This is a genomic window from Rubritalea spongiae, assembly GCF_042652385.1.
In the GTDB taxonomy this organism is placed as follows: Bacteria; Verrucomicrobiota; Verrucomicrobiia; order Verrucomicrobiales; family Akkermansiaceae; genus Rubritalea; species Rubritalea spongiae.
On the sequence record NZ_JBHSJM010000001.1, the window covers coordinates 2,469,154 to 2,488,352 of the forward strand.

The window sequence follows — 19,199 nt, forward strand, 5'->3', positions numbered from 1 at the left end:
GGCTGCTAGGCCGTTTTGTTGGCTGCGAGCTTAGCCACGGAGTGCGGTGAGTACAACAATGTTTTCGAGCTGGGGTGCGTGTTTTCTCAGTGTGGACGAGCAGGCTTCTGCAGTGGAGCCAGTGGTGAAGACATCGTCGATGAGGATGGCGGAGCGGAAATGCTTAGGAATAGAACGAATTTGGAAGGCTCCTTGTAAATTATGTAGCCGGTGTTTGCGGTCTAATTTGGTTTGAGTTTGGGTGTGGCGTGTACGTTTGAGACATTTTTTATAGGGAATACTAGTGAGCTTTGAGAGAGCTCTGGAGATTTCTTCGGCTTGGTTGAATCCGCGTTGCCAGCTGCGCCGCCAGTGGAGGGGGACAGGAATGAGGACTGGCGAGGGGAGTCGGGAAAAACGGGAGTCGGTGGAGATGGTGTTTGCACAGTAGCGTGCGAGCTCTCCGGCGAGATAAAATTGTTTAAGGTATTTGAGATCGATAATGAGTTGGTGGTTCTCATTGGTATTGCGGAGCGCCGCGCGGGCGAAGTCGAATGAGAACTGGCGGCTGTGGCAATTCGGGCAGAGAAAGGTGTTAGAGATATTGCCGTCGTACATCTCGCCGCATTGTTGGCAGAAGGGGGCTTCGATTAGCGCGGCTTGGTCGAAGCATGTGGCGCAGAGGTAGCGGCCATTGCTAGTGCTGGTAGCGCAATGGTGGCAGGCGGGTGGGTAGAGGTAATCGAGCGCGGTATTTAGGATGGGCCCAATTTTCGAGGACGAAGGTAATAAACGAGACACAGAGCTGTAAGTACGAGAGTGAGGAGCGGGAGGATGCCGTCCATGATACTGCCGTTGTAAAGAAGCGGTGGGGCTTCACCGGTGGGGTCGGTGAGTTTGTTCGTAAATTTGAGTGAGAAGACCCAGCCGGTGTGGAGTCCGATGGCGAGCCAGAGTTTACCGGTCTTGAGTCGGGTGTAGGCTAGGGTGGCACCGACGACGAAGAGGGTGAGGAAGACTCCGAAAAAGCTGGCGGCGTTGAGGAATTTTTGACCAATGAGAGCGAGCATTTCGAAGCCTGCTAGGAAATGGCGTGGGTCGGCGACGGTGACACCTTTCGGTGGAGCGAGAAAGTGGACGGCGGCGAAAAAAAGTGAGAGGCCAATGATGGTCTGGGTGGCATTGAGCTTGCGCATGAGGACATCGTAGAGGACGCCGCGGAAGAGCCATTCTTCTAACAATGAGACGATGATGGCGGGGACGATGGCTTTCTGGATGGCTTTTCCGAGGGAGAAGTCGGATTCCATTTCTGTCCAGCCGAGGAGGTAGATGGTGACGACGAGGAGGGTGAGGAAGCCGGCGGAGAAGAGGAGGCCAGCAGCGAGGTCTTTCCAGCCTTGAGGGCCGGGTTTGATGCGTTGTGAAAAGGGTGCTTTCACCCCGGTCGTCCCTTTACTCCGCAAACTGCGAATGAGTGGAAAGAGTAATAGTAGGGCAGTGGCCATGAGGGAGCGGTTGAAAAAACGGGAGAAGCGGGCGCTGTCGCATTTTTCAGCCAACCAGATGGTGGGAGAGTCCCAGAACTCGGGTTCAGTAAGGAATGGACCATGGGTAGCGGCGAGGTCTTTGCCCCAAGCGTAGAGGTGAGGAGAGAGCAGGGCGGCTCCTAGAAAACTAAGAATAATAAATAGGAAGAGCTTCACTAGCTCGTGTTGCAGGAGTCGAGTCACCTGTGCAGGCTAGTCGCAAGGAGGTGATTTGTGAATACGTAATCGAGGGAAATTGTTGGGAATCTCATTGCCAAAAGGGTGTGAGCTGGCTTGGATGCAGTGACGAATGAGTGAAGCAAAATCTAAGGCTCAAGTATTTGGCGCCCGCCTGTTCAGTACTTTGTTATTGATCGGGATTGTGGCTGGTACTTTTGTGAGTATGAATCCATGGGCGTATTTGTCTTTGGTGAGTTTCTTAGCAATTGCTGCAAGCCATGAGCTTTTTCGGATGATGGATATCGGTAAAATGCCGTGTCAGCAGAAGTGGGGACGCTTTGTTGCGATCGCTTACACCTTGACGGTTGCGGCTTTGTTAGCATCGTGTGGAGGGGATGCGTTACCATTGTTAGGATTTGTGGATGGGACGGCGATCACCTTAGTTGTGTTGTCGAGTTTCATCTTGCAGCTGCGTGAGCCGATTGAGGGGAGGAATCCGTTGATCAAGGTGGCGAGCACAGTGTTGAGCTTTTTGTATGTGCCTTTTTTGTTCAGCTTTATTGGGCGTTTATTGTTTGTGCCAGAGGCGGCGAGCGTATCGTCATTTTTCCATGATGTGCCAGGTGCGATGGTGATGCTCTGGTTGATTTGTGTGACGAAGTTTACCGACATTGGCGCGTACTGTACGGGTTCATTGATCGGAAAACACAAGATGATTCCTCACATTTCACCAGGGAAGACTTGGCAGGGTTTTTTCGGGGCTTTGGTTTGGGCTGTAGTGGTTGGCTGTGTGGTGTATGCGATTGGTAAGGATTCGCTGCAGGTGTTAGGTGGATGGGGTCATGTGGTGGTATTGAGTTTGATTTTATCTTTGCTGACAGTGACTGGGGATTTGGCTGAGTCGGTGATTAAGCGAAGTCTTGAGGTGAAGGATAGTGGGAACACCTTGCCGGGGATCGGTGGGGCATTGGACTTGATTGATAGCCTGTGTTTCACGGCACCAGCTTTGTATTTTTACCTTTGTTGGGTAGTTTAAAGAGATTTCAGAATGATGCGGAAAAAAGTGGTTTTGTTAGGCTCTACGGGGTCGATTGGTACTAGTACGCTGAAGGTGGCGCAGGAGATTCCCGAGAGAATGGAGATCGTGGGCTTAGCGGCAGCGAACAGTGTGGAAGCATTAGCAAAACAGACTCAAGAAACTGGCGCAAAGCATGTGGCGATTTATAATCCTAAAAAAGAGGCTGAGTTACGAGCGGCTGTGGATAGCGATGTGCAAGTTTATGTGGGGTTAGAGGGGTTGGTGAAGTTAGCGGAACTCGAGGGGGCAGATATGGTTCTCGTGGCGATTGTGGGAACTGCAGGTTTGCATCCGGCATTGGCAGCGATTGAGGCTGGCAAAGAGCTCGCGGTGGCGAGTAAGGAAATTTTAGTGATGGCTGGCGAATTGGTAATGGGGGCTGCGGAACGTAAAGGTGTGAAGGTGCTGCCCGTTGATTCTGAGCACAATGCCATCTTCCAATGTCTCGAAGGTCATACTGGCGAGCAGAAAGAAATTAGTCGCTTGATTCTTACTGCTTCTGGTGGACCATTTCGGACATGGGAGGCAGACAAGCTTAAAGATGTTCAGTTAGAGCAGGCGCTGAAGCATCCGACTTGGGAGATGGGGCGTAAGATCACGATCGATTCGGCGACTTTGTTTAACAAGGGGCTGGAGATGATCGAGGCGCGATGGTTGTTCGGAGTGGAGATGGACCGGGTGGATGTGATTGTGCATCCGCAGAGTATCGTTCACTCGATGGTTGAGTTTGCTGACAGCAGCGTGTTGGCGCAGTTGAGCACGACGGATATGTGTTTCCCGATACAGTACGCGGTGACTTACCCTGAGCGGGTGAGCAATGGATTGAAGCCGTTGAACTTTGCCGAGCTCGGGAAGTTAGAATTTGAGGATGCTCGACGTGATGTCTTTCCGGCAATCGATTTAGCGGTTAGAGCTGGTACGGAAGGTGGGACCTTGCCAGCGGTGTACAATGCGGCAAATGAAGTTGCGGTGGACGCCTTTGTTGAGAAAAAAATTGGCTTCACCGACATCTGGCGGGTGGTCGAGCAAACGATGGATGCGCATCAGTGGAAACCTGGGACGTCGCTTGAGGCATTGATAGCAGCCGACGCTGATGCGCGAGAGCTGGCTAAGGGGTTTCTGTAGCAGGGCTGGAGGTGGTTGCGTTGTGTATGGCTTATCGCTGAAGTTGGTCGTTGTATTATAGTGACGGAACTTTTGGCGAAATTACATTTTCTGGAAGTAGTCGCTGTGTTAGATGCTTTGATACTATGAATACATTTATTGCAGTCGTGTATGACGACAAGTTTAAGGCGGAAGAAGTGCGTCTCGAGTTGCTTAAAGCGCAGAAAGATTACCTCATTGAATTAGAAGATGCGGTGGTAGCGACGAAGAACTCGAAGGGTAAAGTGAAATTGAATCAGGCGGTGAACCTTACTTCTATGGGGGCTGCTTCTGGTGGTTTTTGGGGGATGTTGATTGGCTTAATCTTTTTGAATCCTTTGCTCGGCTTTGCGGCGGGTGCTGGTGCGGGAGCTGTTTCTGGTGCGTTATCCGATATTGGAATTAACGACGATATGATGAAGGAGCTGGGTAAGACGCTCGACGCGGATGGTTCTGCTTTATTCGTCCTCGTGAAAAGTATAACAAAGGATAAGGTGCTACCGCGTATTTCAGAGTTTGGCGGCACGGTCCTCCAGAGCTCATTGGCGCATGATGATGAGGAACGCCTACAGAAGGTGTTAGATGAAGCCTCACAGGGCTAACAGTTCAGCTGGTAATAGGCAAACTAAGTGAAGTGCGTCTTCAATGGCGCACTTTTTTTAGTTTCTTAAGATGTGACCTAGCTGAGGAGGTATGAAATGTTTTTTTCCATAGTAGAACTAATCAAGTGAGTCAGCTATGGTTGACTGCCAAGTCAACCGTTTGGAGCGAATGAGAATGTGTGATTCGCGGTTAGCGAGAATTTTTAGTGGTCGAAGTAGAGGAAGTTTTTCCAGCTTTTCATGCGGAAGAGGACTTTGCGAATGATCGATAGGCTTTCGAGGTGTTCGGAGTAGATCGCGACTTGGCCATTGATGCCGAGTGGGAGTTTGTCGGCGGGGAATTTTTCATCGGTGATGTGGATAACGACGGGGACCAAGCCTTGTGTGTTGAGTTGTTGAGCGCTGATGAGTTTGCCTTGTGCCTGGAGTTCACCTTCGGCGAGGACTGGCATGGTGTAGTCAACCTTGGCTTGGAATACTTTGCCGGGGAGACTAGGGAAAAGGACTTCCGCTTTTGAACCGTCAGCAATGCGGCGGAGAGAGTTTTGGCGGAAGTTGGCGATCAAGCGGTTTTCTTGTTTGTTCACGAAGACCATGACGGGGCGGAGAGGTAGTGGAACAGCCATCATTCCTCGGCGAAGGGTGAGCTGGGTGACATAGCCATCTGCTGGGGCGGTGACGGTGGTGCTGTCGAGATCGAATCGTGCTCGCTCGAGTTCGGCTTGTGCTTGTGGGATCGCGTTATTATTTTGGCTTTCGAGTTGGTGTTTAGCGCGGATATGGGCGGCGCGAGCAGCTGTGAGGGAGGCTTCAGATTCACTGAGCAATTGCCTGCGATTTTCAATTTGAAGTGCAGAGACGCCGCCTGTGCCGACTTTTGAAAAGCTATCGAATGCTTCTTGAGCGAGATCGCGAGAGGCGGTAGCACGGTCGATTTCGGCGTTGAGTTGGTTGACCGTGTCATTGAGTTCATCGACCATGGCGCGAGCGCTATCGAGAGCTGCTTGTTTTTGGTTTACCACTTCTTGGAAGGGCGTGGGATCGATTTTGAATAGAACATCTCCTTTCGTGACTGGTTGGTTCGGTGATACGGGGACTTCGGTAACGAGGCCGCGCACGTTTGGCATGATGGGAGTGGTGATGAAGGTGCGCGAGGCAGCGTGTGAGGCTGGGTGGTTGTAATTCATCGCCAGCATGAGAGTTCCAATGAGGATCACTCCGATGAATACAGCTGTAGGAACTGTCCATTTGGTGAGTGGGACTTTGAAAACTTTGAAAACGAGAATGCAAATCCCAAGATAGGTAAGAACGAGTAAAATATCCATGAGTAGTCGTGGTTAGAGTGAAGTGTTATGCTGGTCGTTCTTTGTGTCGCGCAGGGATGTGACCTCACGATTGAGCTTCTCGATTTCGTTGCGCAGTTGCTGGATGGCTTCTGACTGGTCGGACGATGGAGCTGAGGAGTTTTGAAGTCCCCATCCTCTATCAGGGCGGTAGAGCATGGACCAGATCCAGAGAAGAGGCCAGATGAGGTGGAGGGTGAAAAGGCTTACCCAGCCAGCCACACCGATGGCGTCCTCGTGAGGGTGATTGCGCTTCTTCGCAATTTCATGAGGGATGTCATGGATGGCAATGATGCCGTAAAAAATGGCAATGACTACGAAGATGAGTAGGAAGAGGGCGAAGTAATCGAGGAACATAGCGCTTAGGTTTTATGGTTTACGGAGTGCGACAAAGAGGTGGCGCTTGGATTTAAGCAATGGTGTTAGGTGAGTGCAAGGTCGATTCTGTTGGGTGAAGCGAGGAAGGGGGCTTTGTTTTGTCTAGTTGACAGTGGTTGTGTGTTGTGTGGTATACCTAGGCCACTTATGAAAAAGCTTATCAGCTCCCTCTCTCTTTCAGCGCTCACTATGGTTGTGTTTTCAAGTTGTTCGACTGATTTAACGCAGGCGCAAAAGGAGGCGATCACTTCAGTGAGTGTGCTTCGCCATCGAGTGGCCGCGGATGCTCAGCAGCCTGTACAGGCAGTGGATATGGAGGGGCACAAGCACAAGGATCCTGTTGTGTATACTGGTGATGAAAGCGTGGTTAGCAAGAAAGACACTGGTGTCACTGGGGTGCTTTTTGAAGAGGCAACTGATGCAGGGGTGTTGGCTAAGAAAAATGGGAACCAATCTGAGATCGATAAGATAAATTCAGTGGTTTATCCAAGGATTGCTGAAGCGTTAGAACAAAGAGCGATTGTTGCGGTGAAGGAGAATGGTTTTTTGGGGTCGCGTTGGGCACCCTCTTCGCCGCATTACTTTGATGGAGAAATTGAAGCGTACGGCTTGCAGGAAAGAGTTCGAGAGGGTGAGGCTGTATTTCTGCAGGCGGTGGTAACGATGCGGGTTTGGTTCGTTTCCGATGGGAAAAAGCTTTTTAGCCAGCCAATGGAGCTTCGTTCTAAGAATGCGTATACTGTGGCGGATTATGTGGAGAATCCTGAGCTTCTTCGAAATGTTTTTCAAGAGGCTGGTAACGACTTTAGTGTGCAGTTTAAGGAGCTGTTAGTGAATAAGTTTGGTCGGTAGGGAGGCCTTGATGTAGGAATGAAAAAGGCGACCTGATGCGGTCGCCTTTTTTTGTGAAATGAGTAAAGGGATGAAGGGCTAGTATCCGTGCAGGTTAATGTCGTCGCTGTGCTGCATAGGGACTTTATTGCCGGTCTTTTTCTGGATGACGCGGAAGTGGGGGAGTTCGTCCATGGTGATGAGGCTGATGGCATCACCAGGGGAACCGGCTCGGCCAGTTCTGCCGATGCGGTGGATGTAGTCTTTTGGAGAGCGGGGTAGCTCGTAGTTAATCACGCAGGGGAGATACTTGATGTCGATGCCTCGGGCTAGAAGATCGGTGGCAACGAGGACGTGGAAGCTGGCTTCTTTAAACTGACGAAGTGCTTCTTGGCGAGCTCCTTGGCTCATTTTTGAATGCATGGGGGAGGCTGCAATCTTGTTTTTTCTGAGCTTATTGACGATGGAGTCGACAGCCTTTGCTGAGGAGGCAAACACGAGTACTTGCTTGTGCTTTTGCTGCTTGATCAGGTAGCGCAGTAGTGGGCCTTTGTGTTCCGCTGTGACGAAGTAGCCGAGCTCGTTGATGATGGTGTCTTGCTCTGGATCAGATTCTATTTTTACGATGGTTGGATCATCGAGCAGGGCATTCTTAATGGACGTGAGGTTTGCACTGAGAGTTGCTGAAAAAAGTAAATTTTGTCGTTTGCTGGGCAGGAGGCTGAGGATCTTATCGACTTCTTCCTTGAACCCAAGATTGAGCATCTTATCAGCCTCATCAAGCACTAGAGTGGAAACGGAGCTAAGTTTGAGAGCATTTTTGTCAATCAGGTCGAGCAGTCGGCCAGGTGTGGCAACGAGGATGTCGATCTTATCGAGTGCTTGCATCTGGGTGTTGATAGAGGACCCACCATAGATGGCGAGAGAGCTAATGCGCTGCGGGAGCTTTGCCGAGAAGCTGCGAATGACTTCAAGTACTTGGTCTGCTAGTTCGCGAGTGGGTACGAGTATGAGTACGGCAGGTTCGCGGTGCTTGGCTGATGTTTCTGTGAGAAGGTTCTGAAGAATAGGGAGTGCGAAGCTGGCAGTTTTTCCTGAGCCGGTTTTTGCAATGCCCATGACATCTTTACCATTGAGAATAGCTGGAATGGCAGCGATTTGAATGGGGGTAGGATGGTCGAGTCCTTGATGTTCAAGAGCCGAGAGAAAGAGGTCGTTTAGACCAGTGGATGTGAAAGACATGAGTGCTGTGAGTGGGTGGCTGGAGTGGTGGTTTAAAAAAGGCGCGTTCGTTTTCCGAATGCGCCTTTACTGGGGATTTTCTTATTCTCCCCTCTATTTAATTTGTCTAAAAGCTTGAAAGCCTTTAGATCATACCGAGCTTCATTTTGCCTTCTTCGGTGATCATGTCTTGGTTCCAGACGGGATCCCAGACGAGATCGACTTGAGCATCTTCGATATTGTCGAGTGACATGATGCGGGCTTGGGCGTCGGCAGCGATGACTGGGCCCATGCCGCAGCCTGGAGCGGTGAGGGTCATCTTGACGTTTACGTCGGTTTTACCATTTTCCTTTTCAGTGAGAACGCAGTCGTAGACGAGACCGAGGTTGACGATATCGACAGGAATTTCTGGATCGTAGACTTCTTTTAGCTGAGCCCAGACTTGGTCTTCGAGGGGCGCATCCTTGAGTTTATTTTCGTATTCTTTTTTCTCTTGGACTTCGTTGGCGTCGATGCCGAGTGCGTCTGAGTCGTTAGCGGAGATACGAGCCAGACCAGCTTGTGTGGCGACGGTGTAGCTGCCGCCGAGCGTTTGAGTGATTACAACCGGTGTGCCGACTGGCAGGGTGATGCTATCACCGCTTGGGATTTGAATGGCTTCTACTTCGCGTTCGAGAATGACTTCCTGATTCATGGGCTGAGTTTCAGTGCGGAATGGTGATCTTGCAAGAGCTTTCCGAGTTGGGCGTGGGGTTTTGGTGTAGGAGTTATCAAATTATTGAGGTGAAGGAAATTCATGGCTGGTTGGCAGCTTGGTGATGTGGTTGTAAGTTTTTGATAGAAAGGGTTTAAGGGGTTGTTAGGTTTTTGTAATGTGACAAAGGAGTCATGGTTTTCCCTTGGCTAGTAAACTTCTGGCGTGACTTGATCTTAGGAATACGTAATGCAGTATCTATTCATGAGTTCATTTACCCCTTTTCGAAATAAGATGGAGCAAGCCGGTGTCAGCGAAGCTGCAATCAAAAGTTTTGAACGAAATTATCAGATCCTGACTGATGGTAGTTCGACAGATATTGATGAGGAGAGTATTGAACCGGTAAAGAATCTTACTGAGTTAGAAGAGTTGTCGAAGGAAGGTGAAGTCTTTGAGCCAGAGCTTTTGAAGCAGACTGTAGTAATTAAGCTGAATGGCGGATTGGGCACGAGCATGGGGCTGCAGAAAGCCAAGAGCTTATTAGAAGTGAAGGATGGAGCTACTTTTTTAGATGTGATCGTCGAACAGATTTCATATCTTCGCGAGAGCACTGGTGCGCAAGTGAAGTTTCTTTTGATGAATAGCTTTAGTACGTCAGAAGATACTTTAGAGCATTTGGGGCAATATGCAGATCGCGGACTAGCGGCGAAGGAGGATGTGGAGTTACATCAGAACCAGATCCCCAAAATTAATGCTGAGACGATGGATCCAGTGGAGTTTTCAGATAACCCAAGCTTGGAGTGGTGTCCACCTGGACATGGCGATCTGTATCCAGCGATAGCAGGATCTGGCTGGTTAGATAAGCTGTTAGCGGATGGAGTGAAGTACGCTTTTGTATCTAATTCAGATAATTTAGGGGCGGTCTTGCATCCAGGGATTCTTCGTTATTTTGCTGAAAGCGGAAAACCCTTTTTGATGGAAGCTACCCGTAGGACTGAGTCTGATAAAAAGGGGGGGCATCTGGCGATCCGTAAGTCTGATGGTCAAATGTTGTTACGTGAAGTGGCGCAATGCCCTGACGCAGATTTGATTGATTTTCAAAATGTAGAGAAGCATCAGTACTTTAATACGAATAGTCTCTGGATTAATCTGGAAGCTCTTAAAGAAGAGCTCGATGCTCAAGGTGGGGTGCTTCCGCTACCTGTGATTATTAACAAGAAGACTGTGGACCCCCGCAATAAGGCATCTCAAGCAGTATTTCAGTTAGAAACTGCTATGGGTGCAGCGATTGAATGTTTTAAAGGTGCTGATGCGATTTGCGTACCACGCTCACGATTTGCTCCGGTGAAGACGACGAGTGATTTGTTCACACTTCGTTCGGATGCTTATGAGACGACGAAAGATGGGCGCATTGCTTTACTGAACGAACGCCAAGGGAAGCCGCCTGTAGTTGAGCTAAGTGGTGAATATAAGTTGGTAGATAGCCTAGAGGGGCTCGGTGAGCCATCGCTTAAGAGGGCGGAGAAGCTCTCATTGAGCGGACCTGTTAGGTTTGCAGATGCGGTGGAAATACGAGGAGTCGTGAGTATTGCGAATGGAGGTTCTGAAACCAAATGGGTAGCCAATGGGGTTTATGAAGACGAGGAAGTAAGCCTGTAGGTTTTTGAGATAATTATAGATTTATTCATGAGGTTCATGAATGGAGTTTAAGTCTAAGCCCTGTGGCTTAGGCTTTGCTGTGTAATGAGTTAAATAAGTTTTGTTTGGCTAAGGGATTCGGGTGGAAGTTCTTGTGAAGAAATTGTGACGCCTGAGCGTTTTCTGAGCTTGCCACGGGTGATTGAAAAAGGCACTAAACGCATCAATGGAACAGTTTGGCTCTCTTAATATCCCCAAGTCCGGTTACAAAGCAGTAATCTTTGATCTCGATGGAACCTTAGTTGATTCAATGCCAGCCCATTTTGAAGCCTGGTGTGAAGCACTTGCTAAAAATGGAGCGCCTAAAGACGTTTTCCCTGAAGATGTCTTCTATTCGATGGGTGGTCGACCAACCAAAGATATTGTTAGAGAAATCAATGGTGAGTTTAACCTTGATTTAGATCCGTCTGCAGTGGCTTACGCGAAGCGCCAGGCTTTCCTAACTAAGCTTGATAAGGTCGAGCTTAATGATGATGTGGTAGCCTTTGCTCAGTCACTTCGCGGTAAAATGCCGGTTGGTATTGCGACTGGTGGCAGCCGCAAGGTGGTGGAAGCGACTTTGAAAGCTAAGGGCCTTACGGACTTATTTGATGAGGTGGTGACTGCGGATGATGTGAAGTGTGGTAAGCCAGCGCCGGATGTTTATCTCGATGCTGCTGCACGTCTCGAAGTGGATCCTAAAGATTGCTTGGTATTAGAAGATGCGGCACCTGGAATCATGGCTGCTCAATCTGCTGGAATGAAGGTGATCACCGTGCCAGCGGCGATTCACATCGTTCAATAATCTTGGTTTCACCATTTAACATTTTTGAAGCCCGCGGTGATTGTACTGCGGGCTTTTTTTATCCAGAGATGCCGAGGGGGAAGATGATGTTTAGGATCATCGTGAGGAAGAAGTTAAAGATGAGGATGGCGAGTGAGGAGAGCACCATGGCATTGGTAGTGCCGCGTCCAACTCCGACAGCGCCGTTGTTCGCCTTGAGTCCTTGATGGCAAGAGATGAGGACAATGAGCATGCCAAAGACGAAGCCTTTTATTGTGGCGATGATGATGTCAGAGAGATCGGTGTGGTGACTCATACGGTCGAGCCAATAGGCTGGAACGACGTGAAAGATCTGGGTGCCGACAATGTAGGACGCGAGAATACCAAAGAAGGCAGATTCTGCGATGAGCAGGGGGACTGAAATTGCCATTGCGCCGAAACGCGGGGTGACGAGGTAGTCGATAGGGTGGACATCCATCGAGCGGAGAGCGTCGATTTGCTCGGTGACTTTCATGGTGCCGATTTCTGCTGACATGGCAGCACCGACTCGACCAGCGAGCATGAGGCCGGTGATAGTCGGGCCAAGTTCTCGCAGCATCCCTACGCTGACGAGGGCGCCACCCATGGTTTCCATTTTCATTTGAGTGAGTTGGAAGAGTGCTTGGGCAGCGAGGACGGACCCGGTGAAGGCTCCTGTGACAATCACCACGGGTTGAGAGCGATAACCAATTTCGACGACTTGTTTCATTAACTGACTGTAGCAAAATCGACCTCGAAAGAGGGATGCAACGACTTCAGAAACTAGCTTACTCAGCTCACCGAGATAGTTGAGAAAGTTGAGAATGGGAGACCCTATGATACGAAGAGCTAGCACGTCTTTTTTTTAGGTGGTGAAAGCGTTTCTGTGAAGTTCTAATGTTTCAGGTTCAAGGTTTCGCTTGCGAGGCGAAGTAGGAAAGACTACTGGAGAATGAGTCAGATGAGCTTGGTTCGTCAGGCAATGAACAACCAGTGGCGGGAAGAGCAGGGCTTATTAAGCCTCGAACAATAGCGGTGCTACATTCGTTAATCCAACGATTTGAAAGGCTCGGATAGGTAGCATGTGACGGATTGGAATTGCCGTGCTACGGACCCCTATGATCGGAGGTGTGTGGGGCGGTGGTTGAAGCCTACCGCCTGCACGATGGGGCTTATACCAAATCGCACTCCAAAAGAGATGAATGATTTTTTGTGTGGCATGATGAGTTGCGCTACGCGAAAGAAAAGTAGTGTCTGGCACTTTGATTGATAAATCAGCGTTTCTCTTCAGTCACGATGCTCGCATCGCTTCTTCATCTAGCCTTGATTTCTTAAAAAATTGCACCGGCATTCGTCTCTTTTGAATCACGAAGTGGTATTAGTTTGTGGTAAGAATCTGACCAAAAGCAATCACGTGATCATCTAAGTCTCGAACAGCAAACTCTTTCATATCGTATTCCTTCTGAATGCAAGGTTCATAATCAATAATCGCACCATTATTTTTTAGTTCTAGATACAAGCAGTCAACATCCTCAACCCAAACATACGCATCCCAAAAACCACTTTGCTTACGGCTTGGAACGATCTCAACACCTTCTTCTGCTTGTTTAAGCATGAATATGAATCCATCTCGCGATGGCATTGCAAATGTTGGTGGTTCGCCCCACAGTTTCGGGTAACTAAACCCTAAAACTTTATGATAATACTCAACTGCTTTCTTTAGTTCTCGAACAACCAGATATGGAGCTGTTCCCTTATAATTTTTATTTATTTTTTCTTCATCCATACTTTTTGACCTAACGTCGAAGGCCTGTCACCCGCTACTGGGAGCGCTCCTCCGATTTTGGCTTAGGTTTCTTCTTAGCCTCCGGCTCCGAATCCGGAGCGGGTTGCTCAGCGCCGTCTTGTTCTATCCTTTAGTCCGTTTGCGCACGCACAGTGCAGCGGCAGACCCCAACAAAATCAACAATGCAGAGCTTGGCTCTGGCACGGTGTTGTAGGTCAGCTTGATGTAGCCGTTGCCATCTGGGCGTTCGCCGTGGGCGACTATACCTCCTGAGACATTTGAGGGATCAAAGTAATGACCGCCACCGCCGCCACCACCAGCAATAATTTGCCAACTCCCACTAACTGATGTGAAAATCCCTGACATTCCTCCTCCCCCTCCTCCTATAATAGGAGCATTACCACCCCTACCGCCGACGCGTAGGGTGAAAGAACTATTGACGGGCACAGTGAGAGAGCCTGTGAGAAAATGTCCGAAGCCACCGTTGCCATCTAAGCCGTCGCCGCCACGCGCACCATAGATTTCAAATTCCACCATGGTGACGCCGGAAGGCAGGTTGAAGGATTGATCTCCCCCAGTGAAAAAAACTCCTGCACAACGGTGGCACCTTGCAATGAGCTAGGTAGGAGAAGGGCAAGGATTATAGGCATATTTTTTTTAAGATCCATAGCTTGTGATTTCGTGAGTGTTCGCGATTGAGAGTAAGATTTTTCTTGATAGAACGTTTGAGGCCACCCACCGCTGACTGGCAACGCGCCTTCGACTTGGGGTTGACGGTTATAATATCTAAAATCTTTCGACTCAAAGCGGGTCAGCGGTAGGCGTGCGCCGCCTTGTTCGACTTAATTGACTCTTCGACGCCGCACAGTAAACCCTAACAAGGAGCCTATTCCAAAAAGAAAAACCGATGAAGGCTCTGGAACAGCCGAACCTTGAATCGAAAAGGCTAAATCAGCATAGGAAGCCGCTCCATATCCCCCCCCCGTATCCTGATATGCGATGCCATCGGCATAATTATTAGAATCGTTGAATGCAATAGGAGTAATCGCTTCTCCTTGGGTATATATCCAATATTGTGTATTGGCATCGATAGATTTGGTTGGGTTAAATACCCATTCGCCGTTAATGACATTTGAGGTTTCAGCAATAAATCCGGCAGTCGCTGGGCTCAAGGCGGCTTGTGCTCCTAAGTATTCCGAGTCCAGCAGAAACAATGTTCCTGCAGCAAAAGGGGTAGCAGAGGGATTACCAGCAGTGGAAAACAAGCTGACAGTAAGGCTATTCCACGAGGTTCCATTGGAAAAAATGAATGATTGTCCATAATCATTGGTCTGACCTGTAAGCTGATTACTTTCAAGATTGTCAACAATCACTGCTCCATTCGCTCCCCCAGCCAGCGATCCGAATGTGATTAGAGTGGCTACAAGGGTGCATATTGATTTTAGTGGGTGTTTCATTTTTCGTTTCTGATTTGGTTGTTGGTTTGGAGTTTTTCGTCGAACGTCAAAGTCCTCTCGCCACTGACTCGAATTACAAATCAACTCTGAAACGATGGAACACCTTCAAACTACAGAAAGCGTCGACAAACTCAAGCTCTGTCAGCGGTCGAGTGCGACGCCTTGTTGTGCCCGTTTTTGTCTCTCGGCGTCAAAACCAGTGCTTCTTCATTGCCAAGAGGAAATCCTTGGTAATCGTGTAGCCAGAATCCGATCCAATCACCGAATCGATCCCACACTCAGGGCAAAGGGCTGTGTGACGGGACTCTGGCTCTGAGGTGTCTGCCCAATCCGCAATTCTGGTAGGAGTAAAGATCGCTAGACAATGAAAGCAACCGCACTCAGAGCTCTTCATGATTGATTCCTTGTGTCGGATCGAGGTCTTGTGAGCGTCGACCACATCAGCCTGGAGGGCCTTCTCTTCTCCAGATTCGTCCATACCTTTCTTATATTGCCTGTCGAGAAAACCTTCTAAGCCACCAGTCGCGTTCCACCATATAGACCCGCCCAAAACGAGAACGACTGCGGCAAAAGTGATGGCTTTCATTCTTTGGCACAACAGTAAGTTTATTTGTCAGAGGGCAAAATAATGAAATGGGTTATATACGCCCTTGGGAAAAGTAATGTGGGGGAATTTGCGCGAGGAAAAGTAATGAATGTTCTGTCATGGTACAGGGGTGGCTAAAAGGGGGACACAGGAAGAGCGGATAGGTTAGACTCTACGGAGATAAGAGATGTTTGATCAAACAGAAAAGCCGTCTATTTCTTGGTATAATACCAAATCGCATTCCAAATGAGACAAATGATTTTTTTTGAGAGCTTGAAGAATTGCGCTACGCGGAAGAAAAGTGGTGTCGGGTAGTTCGTCTTGTTCCATGGCGTGGTCGTTTTGGATGGCTTCTGGGGTGTTTTGGACGAGGATGTTTGGATTTTGGGAAAAGGGTGTTCAAGATATGCGATCGGTTTTTGACTTTCTGGGGAAACGTGTCCATCTTTCTCGCCCTCCACACAGAACGGACGCAGTTATGGGAAAGACACTTTACGATAAGACATGGGACGCACATAGCGTCGGGATCTTGGAAGATGGACGCACGCAGTTATTCATCGGTTCACACTTGATTCACGAAGTGACCTCGCCGCAGGCCTTCGGTATGATACGTGATCTAGGAATGACCGTCAAATTCCCGAATCGCACTTTTGCGACTGTTGATCACATTGTTCCGACTAAAGATCAGCAGCAACCATTCGAGGATGGTTTGGCCGAGGCGATGATTAATGAGTTGAAGAAAAATGTCGAAGAGTACGGGATCAAGTATTTCTCTCTTAATACTGGGATGCAGGGGATCGTGCACATGGTAGGACCTGAGCAGGGGATTACTCAGCCGGGAACGACTATTGTTTGTGGTGATTCTCACACAGCCACTCATGGGGCATTTGGAGCTGTGGCGTTTGGTATTGGCACGACTCAGGTACGCGATGTTTTAGCGACTCAGACCTTGGCGATGGCTAAGCTTAAAGTGCGCCGTGTTAACGTGAATGGAAAGCTGAAGCCAGGTGTTTATGCGAAGGATGTTTCTTTGCACATTATTCGTAATCTTGGAGCTAAAGGTGGAATCGGGTTTGCCTATGAATATGGCGGTGATGTGTTTGATAATTTCACAATGGAGGAGCGCATGACGGTTTGTAATATGGCGATCGAAGGTGGTGCGCGCTGTGGTTACGTGAACCCCGATGAAACAACTTTTGAGTATTTAAAAGGTCGTCCTTATGCACCGAAAGAAGCTGACTGGGATGAAGCTGTGGAGCGCTGGAAGAGTTTCGCTTCTGATGAAGATGCCGACTACGATGATGTGGTGAATTTTGATGCGGCTGATATTGAGCCGACTGTGACTTGGGGTATTTCTCCTGATCACGGTGTGGGAATTTCTGAGCTTATACCAGATCCTGCGAAAGCTGAGACTCCTGAGGAAAAGGCGAGCATCGATGAAGCTCTTGCTTACATGAAGCTTCCTGCAGGGACTCCAGTGAGCGAAATTCCAGTGGATGTAGCCTTCATCGGTTCTTGTACAAATGGCCGACTTTCTGATTTCCGTGAGGCAGCGAATCTTCTTAAAGGGCACAAGGTGGCGGATGGCGTGACAGCGATCGCGGTGCCGGGGTCGCAGATTACTGCGCATCAGTGTGAGCAGGAAGGTATTGCAGATATTTTCCGTGAGGCTGGTTTTGAGTGGCGTCACGCAGGTTGTTCCATGTGTCTTGCGATGAACCCAGATAAGTTGGTGGGAGATCAAATCTGCGCGAGTTCTTCGAACCGCAACTATAAAGGGCGTCAAGGCTCTCCAACTGGCCGTACCATTCTTATGAGCCCAGCGATGGTTGTCGCTGCAGCCGTGAATGGTAAGGTGAGCGATGTACGTCAAATGGCGTAACAAAGCTGCTATGCAACATTTTTTGTCATCAATAGCTCAAGTTTAGTGAGCTGGTGCTAATTTCATTAATCAAGCTCAGCAGAGTCTCTTTCTGTTGGGCTTCTTTTCGTTTTTAGGAGAATCTTTCTAGGTTTTTTAGTTTTCTTAAAGACATAAGCATTAATTTGTTATGCTTATTTTTCTGTGAGAATATTTTTCCTCTTGTTAGAAAAATAGAGAAAAGTCTTTCCTTCTGTATTTGTTAGATTTAGGGTCTCCATTGTCAGTTATTGATAATGAATCTCATTAGCAATATTAGGGGTTTATATGGAAGTTCAGGGAAACAAGGTGACAGAGGGATCGGTGTTCAAGCTGTTTTGGACATATGCGATTCCATCGTTGATTGGGATAGTCTCGATCACGACTGCGAGTGTGGTAGATGGCTTGTTTGTGGGGAGATATGTGGGTGCTGACGCCTTAGTGGCGGTGACTTTATGTATTCCGTTTTTCACCTTGGTGTTTGGCTTGGCGCTGATGCTTTCCGTAGGTGGGTGTGTAGAAGCTGGGATAGCATTAGGTGAAGGGGATAGAATCAAGGCTTCTGCTGTATTTACGAAAATAGTTTGCTCCGTGCTACTGTTAGCGTTGGTGATACTAGGAGTATCGCTGGCGTGCCAAGATTCGCTTTTTAAGTTGTTAGGCGGGAGTGGAGTGGTGGCAGAGTATATGGGGGCTTACATGGATGTGCTAGGGTATGCGCTGGTGCTGCAGATGATGGGGATGGCTTGCTACTATTTCTTGAGAGTTGCTGGTAAACCTGAACTGGGCACAGTGGCGTTGGTTGCTGGAGCTGTATCCAATATAGTTTTAGATTATATTTTTCTCAAAGAGTTAGAGTTGGGCATTGCGTGGGCTGCCTGGGCAACATTGTTCTCGCAGGCGCTACAATTCGGTTTACTACTGCTGTTTTTATGGAAGAAGCAAACGCGGCTAGAGTGGGTGCTAGAGAGGAAGGAGTGGGGGATTGTTGGTCGATGTGCGCGCAATGGGTTTTCTGAATTTGTGAATGAAGTTTCTGTAGGAGTGGTGATTTTTCTGATCAATTACCTGATGTTGAGTCGCTATGGAGTGGCAGGAGTGGCTGCGTTTAGTGTGATTAACTATCTTATCTTTGTGAGTGTAATGCTGACCTTTGGTGTGGCGGATGGTGTGCCGCCATTGGTTGGAGAGAATTACGGAGCAGGGAAGTTAGACCGGATAGGCAAAGTGATGGTGGTAGCCTTTGGGGCGGTGCTTTGCATGGGGGGCGTGCTTGTATTATCTGCTTTAACAGTCGGGGTGGAAATAGCTCAATGGTTTGTCAATGTCTCAGAAGCGAATGTGTTAGAATTGGTTCAAGATATTTTGTGGGTAATTTGGCCTATTTTCATGCTGCACGGTGTAAATATCCTAGTGGCCCTGTATTTGACCGGAATGCGTAAAGTGGGTGAGTCAGCTATGATTGCTCTGTCGCGTAGTCTAGTGCTTCCGGTATTGTTCCTCGTTGTGGTTTTCTATTGTTACCCTGATTATCCATTTTTTGTGGCTTTGCCTCTGGCTGAGGCGTTAACATGTATTCTAGCTATTTGGTGCTTCATTCAGAATAAGCCTAACAAGTTGGTGAAAGGAGGTGTGCATGGATAATCAGAGTTATGCGATTGCCAGTGAAATTTCACTTCGAGTTTTTCTGAATTGCTATCTTAGAGAATGGGATGAAGGAGAATGGTTAGCCAGCTCACACTCGAAAGTGCAGCTGTTCGCTGACGAGGTGGATGCTAAGTGGTTTGTGAAACTTCCAGTGTTAGCGAGTGGTGTATTTTTTATCGCAGAGGTGCGTTATCGATCGGTCGTGGGAGGACATCAGTATGGGCGTGTGTGGGAAGTAAGTGCAGAAGGAGCTAAGCATAGAGAGGTTGATTATCTGACTCTGGTGACGCAGCTAGTAGCACACTTGGGTGATGGAGTGAGGGGGGGAGTGAATAGTCATAAGCGTTTAGAATTTTTGAGTGGGAGTTT

The 19,199-nt window shown here is 48.6% G+C and carries 19 protein-coding genes; 8 read left to right on the forward strand and 11 right to left on the reverse strand.

Annotation, left to right across the window (positions count from 1 at the left end; genetic code table 11):
• Positions 1-30: 30 nt before the first annotated feature.
• Together ACFPK9_RS11050 and ACFPK9_RS11055 are read right to left on the reverse strand one after the other, a co-directional pair.
• Positions 31-780, reverse strand: a complete 750-nt coding sequence (locus tag ACFPK9_RS11050; RefSeq protein WP_377094940.1) for a ComF family protein — start codon at positions 778-780, stop codon at positions 31-33.
• On the reverse strand, positions 735-1,682 hold the full coding sequence (locus ACFPK9_RS11055) for a CPBP family intramembrane glutamic endopeptidase (RefSeq protein ID WP_377094941.1): 948 nt from the start codon (positions 1,680-1,682) through the stop codon (positions 735-737). Before ACFPK9_RS11055 ends, ACFPK9_RS11050 begins: the two co-directional genes overlap by 46 nt.
• A gap of 133 nt (positions 1,683-1,815) precedes the next feature.
• Here ACFPK9_RS11055 and ACFPK9_RS11060 point away from each other — a divergent pair, with 133 nt between their 5' ends.
• The 3 genes from ACFPK9_RS11060 (at position 1,816) to ACFPK9_RS11070 (ending at position 4,508) form a co-directional block, all read left to right on the forward strand.
• Positions 1,816-2,721, forward strand: a complete 906-nt coding sequence (locus ACFPK9_RS11060) for a phosphatidate cytidylyltransferase (RefSeq protein WP_377094942.1) — start codon at positions 1,816-1,818, stop codon at positions 2,719-2,721.
• Positions 2,722-2,733: 12 nt separating this feature from the next.
• The gene (locus tag ACFPK9_RS11065; RefSeq protein WP_377094944.1) at positions 2,734-3,888 is read left to right on the forward strand and encodes a 1-deoxy-D-xylulose-5-phosphate reductoisomerase; all 1,155 of its coding nucleotides are present in this window, start codon (positions 2,734-2,736) and stop codon (positions 3,886-3,888) included.
• A gap of 125 nt (positions 3,889-4,013) precedes the next feature.
• Positions 4,014-4,508, forward strand: coding sequence for a DUF1269 domain-containing protein (locus tag ACFPK9_RS11070; RefSeq protein ID WP_377094945.1), 495 nt, complete (start codon positions 4,014-4,016; stop codon positions 4,506-4,508).
• Positions 4,509-4,711: 203 nt separating this feature from the next.
• Here the strand turns inward: ACFPK9_RS11070 and ACFPK9_RS11075 are convergent, their stop codons facing one another.
• The gene (locus tag ACFPK9_RS11075; RefSeq protein ID WP_377094946.1) at positions 4,712-5,833 is read right to left on the reverse strand and encodes an HlyD family secretion protein; all 1,122 of its coding nucleotides are present in this window, start codon (positions 5,831-5,833) and stop codon (positions 4,712-4,714) included.
• Positions 5,834-5,845: 12 nt separating this feature from the next.
• The gene (locus tag ACFPK9_RS11080; protein ID WP_377094948.1) at positions 5,846-6,208 is read right to left on the reverse strand and encodes a DUF3302 domain-containing protein; all 363 of its coding nucleotides are present in this window, start codon (positions 6,206-6,208) and stop codon (positions 5,846-5,848) included.
• A 168-nt stretch (positions 6,209-6,376) separates the two neighbouring features.
• On the opposite strand from ACFPK9_RS11080, the gene ACFPK9_RS11085 reads away from it, so the two are divergent.
• The gene (locus ACFPK9_RS11085; RefSeq protein WP_377094949.1) at positions 6,377-7,081 is read left to right on the forward strand and encodes a hypothetical protein; all 705 of its coding nucleotides are present in this window, start codon (positions 6,377-6,379) and stop codon (positions 7,079-7,081) included.
• A gap of 78 nt (positions 7,082-7,159) precedes the next feature.
• Here ACFPK9_RS11085 and ACFPK9_RS11090 read toward each other — a convergent pair whose 3' ends face one another.
• Together ACFPK9_RS11090 and sufT are read right to left on the reverse strand one after the other, a co-directional pair.
• Positions 7,160-8,302, reverse strand: coding sequence for a DEAD/DEAH box helicase (locus ACFPK9_RS11090; RefSeq protein ID WP_377094950.1), 1,143 nt, complete (start codon positions 8,300-8,302; stop codon positions 7,160-7,162).
• 124 nt (positions 8,303-8,426) lie between these two features.
• Positions 8,427-8,975 carry a putative Fe-S cluster assembly protein SufT gene (gene sufT, locus ACFPK9_RS11095; RefSeq protein WP_377094951.1) on the reverse strand — a complete coding sequence of 183 codons (549 nt, stop codon included), beginning with the start codon at positions 8,973-8,975 and terminating at the stop codon, positions 8,427-8,429.
• 264 nt (positions 8,976-9,239) lie between these two features.
• Between sufT and ACFPK9_RS11100 the strand changes: the two genes are divergently transcribed.
• Entirely contained in the window at positions 9,240-10,634 is a 1,395-nt protein-coding gene (locus ACFPK9_RS11100; protein WP_377094952.1) for a UTP--glucose-1-phosphate uridylyltransferase, read from the forward strand.
• 181 nt (positions 10,635-10,815) lie between these two features.
• Positions 10,816-11,457: an HAD family hydrolase gene (locus ACFPK9_RS11105; protein ID WP_377094953.1), complete on the forward strand. Its 642-nt coding sequence runs from the start codon at positions 10,816-10,818 to the stop codon at positions 11,455-11,457.
• 58 nt (positions 11,458-11,515) lie between these two features.
• On the opposite strand, the gene ACFPK9_RS11110 is transcribed toward ACFPK9_RS11105, so the two are convergent.
• The 5 genes from ACFPK9_RS11110 to ACFPK9_RS11130 form a co-directional block, all read right to left on the reverse strand.
• Entirely contained in the window at positions 11,516-12,310 is a 795-nt protein-coding gene (locus ACFPK9_RS11110) for an MlaE family ABC transporter permease (RefSeq protein ID WP_377094954.1), read from the reverse strand.
• A gap of 522 nt (positions 12,311-12,832) precedes the next feature.
• Positions 12,833-13,240, reverse strand: a complete 408-nt coding sequence (locus ACFPK9_RS11115) for a VOC family protein (RefSeq protein WP_377094956.1) — start codon at positions 13,238-13,240, stop codon at positions 12,833-12,835.
• Between the two features lie 123 nt (positions 13,241-13,363).
• The gene (locus ACFPK9_RS11120; protein WP_377094958.1) at positions 13,364-13,777 is read right to left on the reverse strand and encodes a PEP-CTERM sorting domain-containing protein; all 414 of its coding nucleotides are present in this window, start codon (positions 13,775-13,777) and stop codon (positions 13,364-13,366) included.
• A gap of 305 nt (positions 13,778-14,082) precedes the next feature.
• Positions 14,083-14,697, reverse strand: coding sequence for a PEP-CTERM sorting domain-containing protein (locus ACFPK9_RS11125; protein WP_377094959.1), 615 nt, complete (start codon positions 14,695-14,697; stop codon positions 14,083-14,085).
• A 190-nt stretch (positions 14,698-14,887) separates the two neighbouring features.
• The gene (locus tag ACFPK9_RS11130) at positions 14,888-15,283 is read right to left on the reverse strand and encodes a hypothetical protein (protein ID WP_377094960.1); all 396 of its coding nucleotides are present in this window, start codon (positions 15,281-15,283) and stop codon (positions 14,888-14,890) included.
• Positions 15,284-15,761: 478 nt separating this feature from the next.
• Between ACFPK9_RS11130 and leuC the strand changes: the two genes are divergently transcribed.
• Positions 15,762-17,165 (forward strand): 3-isopropylmalate dehydratase large subunit, encoded by a 1,404-nt coding sequence (gene leuC, locus ACFPK9_RS11135; protein ID WP_377094961.1) that lies wholly within the window; start codon positions 15,762-15,764, stop codon positions 17,163-17,165.
• A 306-nt stretch (positions 17,166-17,471) separates the two neighbouring features.
• A complete protein-coding gene (locus ACFPK9_RS11140) occupies positions 17,472-18,827 on the forward strand; it encodes an MATE family efflux transporter (protein ID WP_377094962.1) in 1,356 nt (451 codons plus the stop codon).
• The last annotated feature ends 372 nt before the right edge of the window (positions 18,828-19,199 follow it).

What these genes read in the sequence shown, in the direction of transcription:
- ACFPK9_RS11130 (WP_377094960.1), bottom strand. Translation starts at nt 15,283, where the DNA reads ATGAAAGCCATCACTTTTGCCGCAGTCGTTCTCGTTTTGGGCGGGTCT.
- ACFPK9_RS11090 (WP_377094950.1), bottom strand. Translation starts at nt 8,302, where the DNA reads ATGTCTTTCACATCCACTGGTCTAAACGACCTCTTTCTCTCGGCTCTT.
- ACFPK9_RS11060 (WP_377094942.1), top strand. Translation starts at nt 1,816, where the DNA reads ATGAGTGAAGCAAAATCTAAGGCTCAAGTATTTGGCGCCCGCCTGTTC.
- ACFPK9_RS11070 (WP_377094945.1), top strand. Translation starts at nt 4,014, where the DNA reads ATGAATACATTTATTGCAGTCGTGTATGACGACAAGTTTAAGGCGGAA.
- ACFPK9_RS11115 (WP_377094956.1), bottom strand. Translation starts at nt 13,240, where the DNA reads ATGGATGAAGAAAAAATAAATAAAAATTATAAGGGAACAGCTCCATAT.
- ACFPK9_RS11075 (WP_377094946.1), bottom strand. Translation starts at nt 5,833, where the DNA reads ATGGATATTTTACTCGTTCTTACCTATCTTGGGATTTGCATTCTCGTT.
- leuC (WP_377094961.1), top strand. Translation starts at nt 15,762, where the DNA reads ATGGGAAAGACACTTTACGATAAGACATGGGACGCACATAGCGTCGGG.
- sufT (WP_377094951.1), bottom strand. Translation starts at nt 8,975, where the DNA reads ATGAATCAGGAAGTCATTCTCGAACGCGAAGTAGAAGCCATTCAAATC.
- ACFPK9_RS11120 (WP_377094958.1), bottom strand. Translation starts at nt 13,777, where the DNA reads ATGGTGGAATTTGAAATCTATGGTGCGCGTGGCGGCGACGGCTTAGAT.
- ACFPK9_RS11140 (WP_377094962.1), top strand. Translation starts at nt 17,472, where the DNA reads ATGGAAGTTCAGGGAAACAAGGTGACAGAGGGATCGGTGTTCAAGCTG.
- ACFPK9_RS11085 (WP_377094949.1), top strand. Translation starts at nt 6,377, where the DNA reads ATGAAAAAGCTTATCAGCTCCCTCTCTCTTTCAGCGCTCACTATGGTT.
- ACFPK9_RS11080 (WP_377094948.1), bottom strand. Translation starts at nt 6,208, where the DNA reads ATGTTCCTCGATTACTTCGCCCTCTTCCTACTCATCTTCGTAGTCATT.
- ACFPK9_RS11100 (WP_377094952.1), top strand. Translation starts at nt 9,240, where the DNA reads ATGAGTTCATTTACCCCTTTTCGAAATAAGATGGAGCAAGCCGGTGTC.
- ACFPK9_RS11125 (WP_377094959.1), bottom strand. Translation starts at nt 14,697, where the DNA reads ATGAAACACCCACTAAAATCAATATGCACCCTTGTAGCCACTCTAATC.
- ACFPK9_RS11065 (WP_377094944.1), top strand. Translation starts at nt 2,734, where the DNA reads ATGATGCGGAAAAAAGTGGTTTTGTTAGGCTCTACGGGGTCGATTGGT.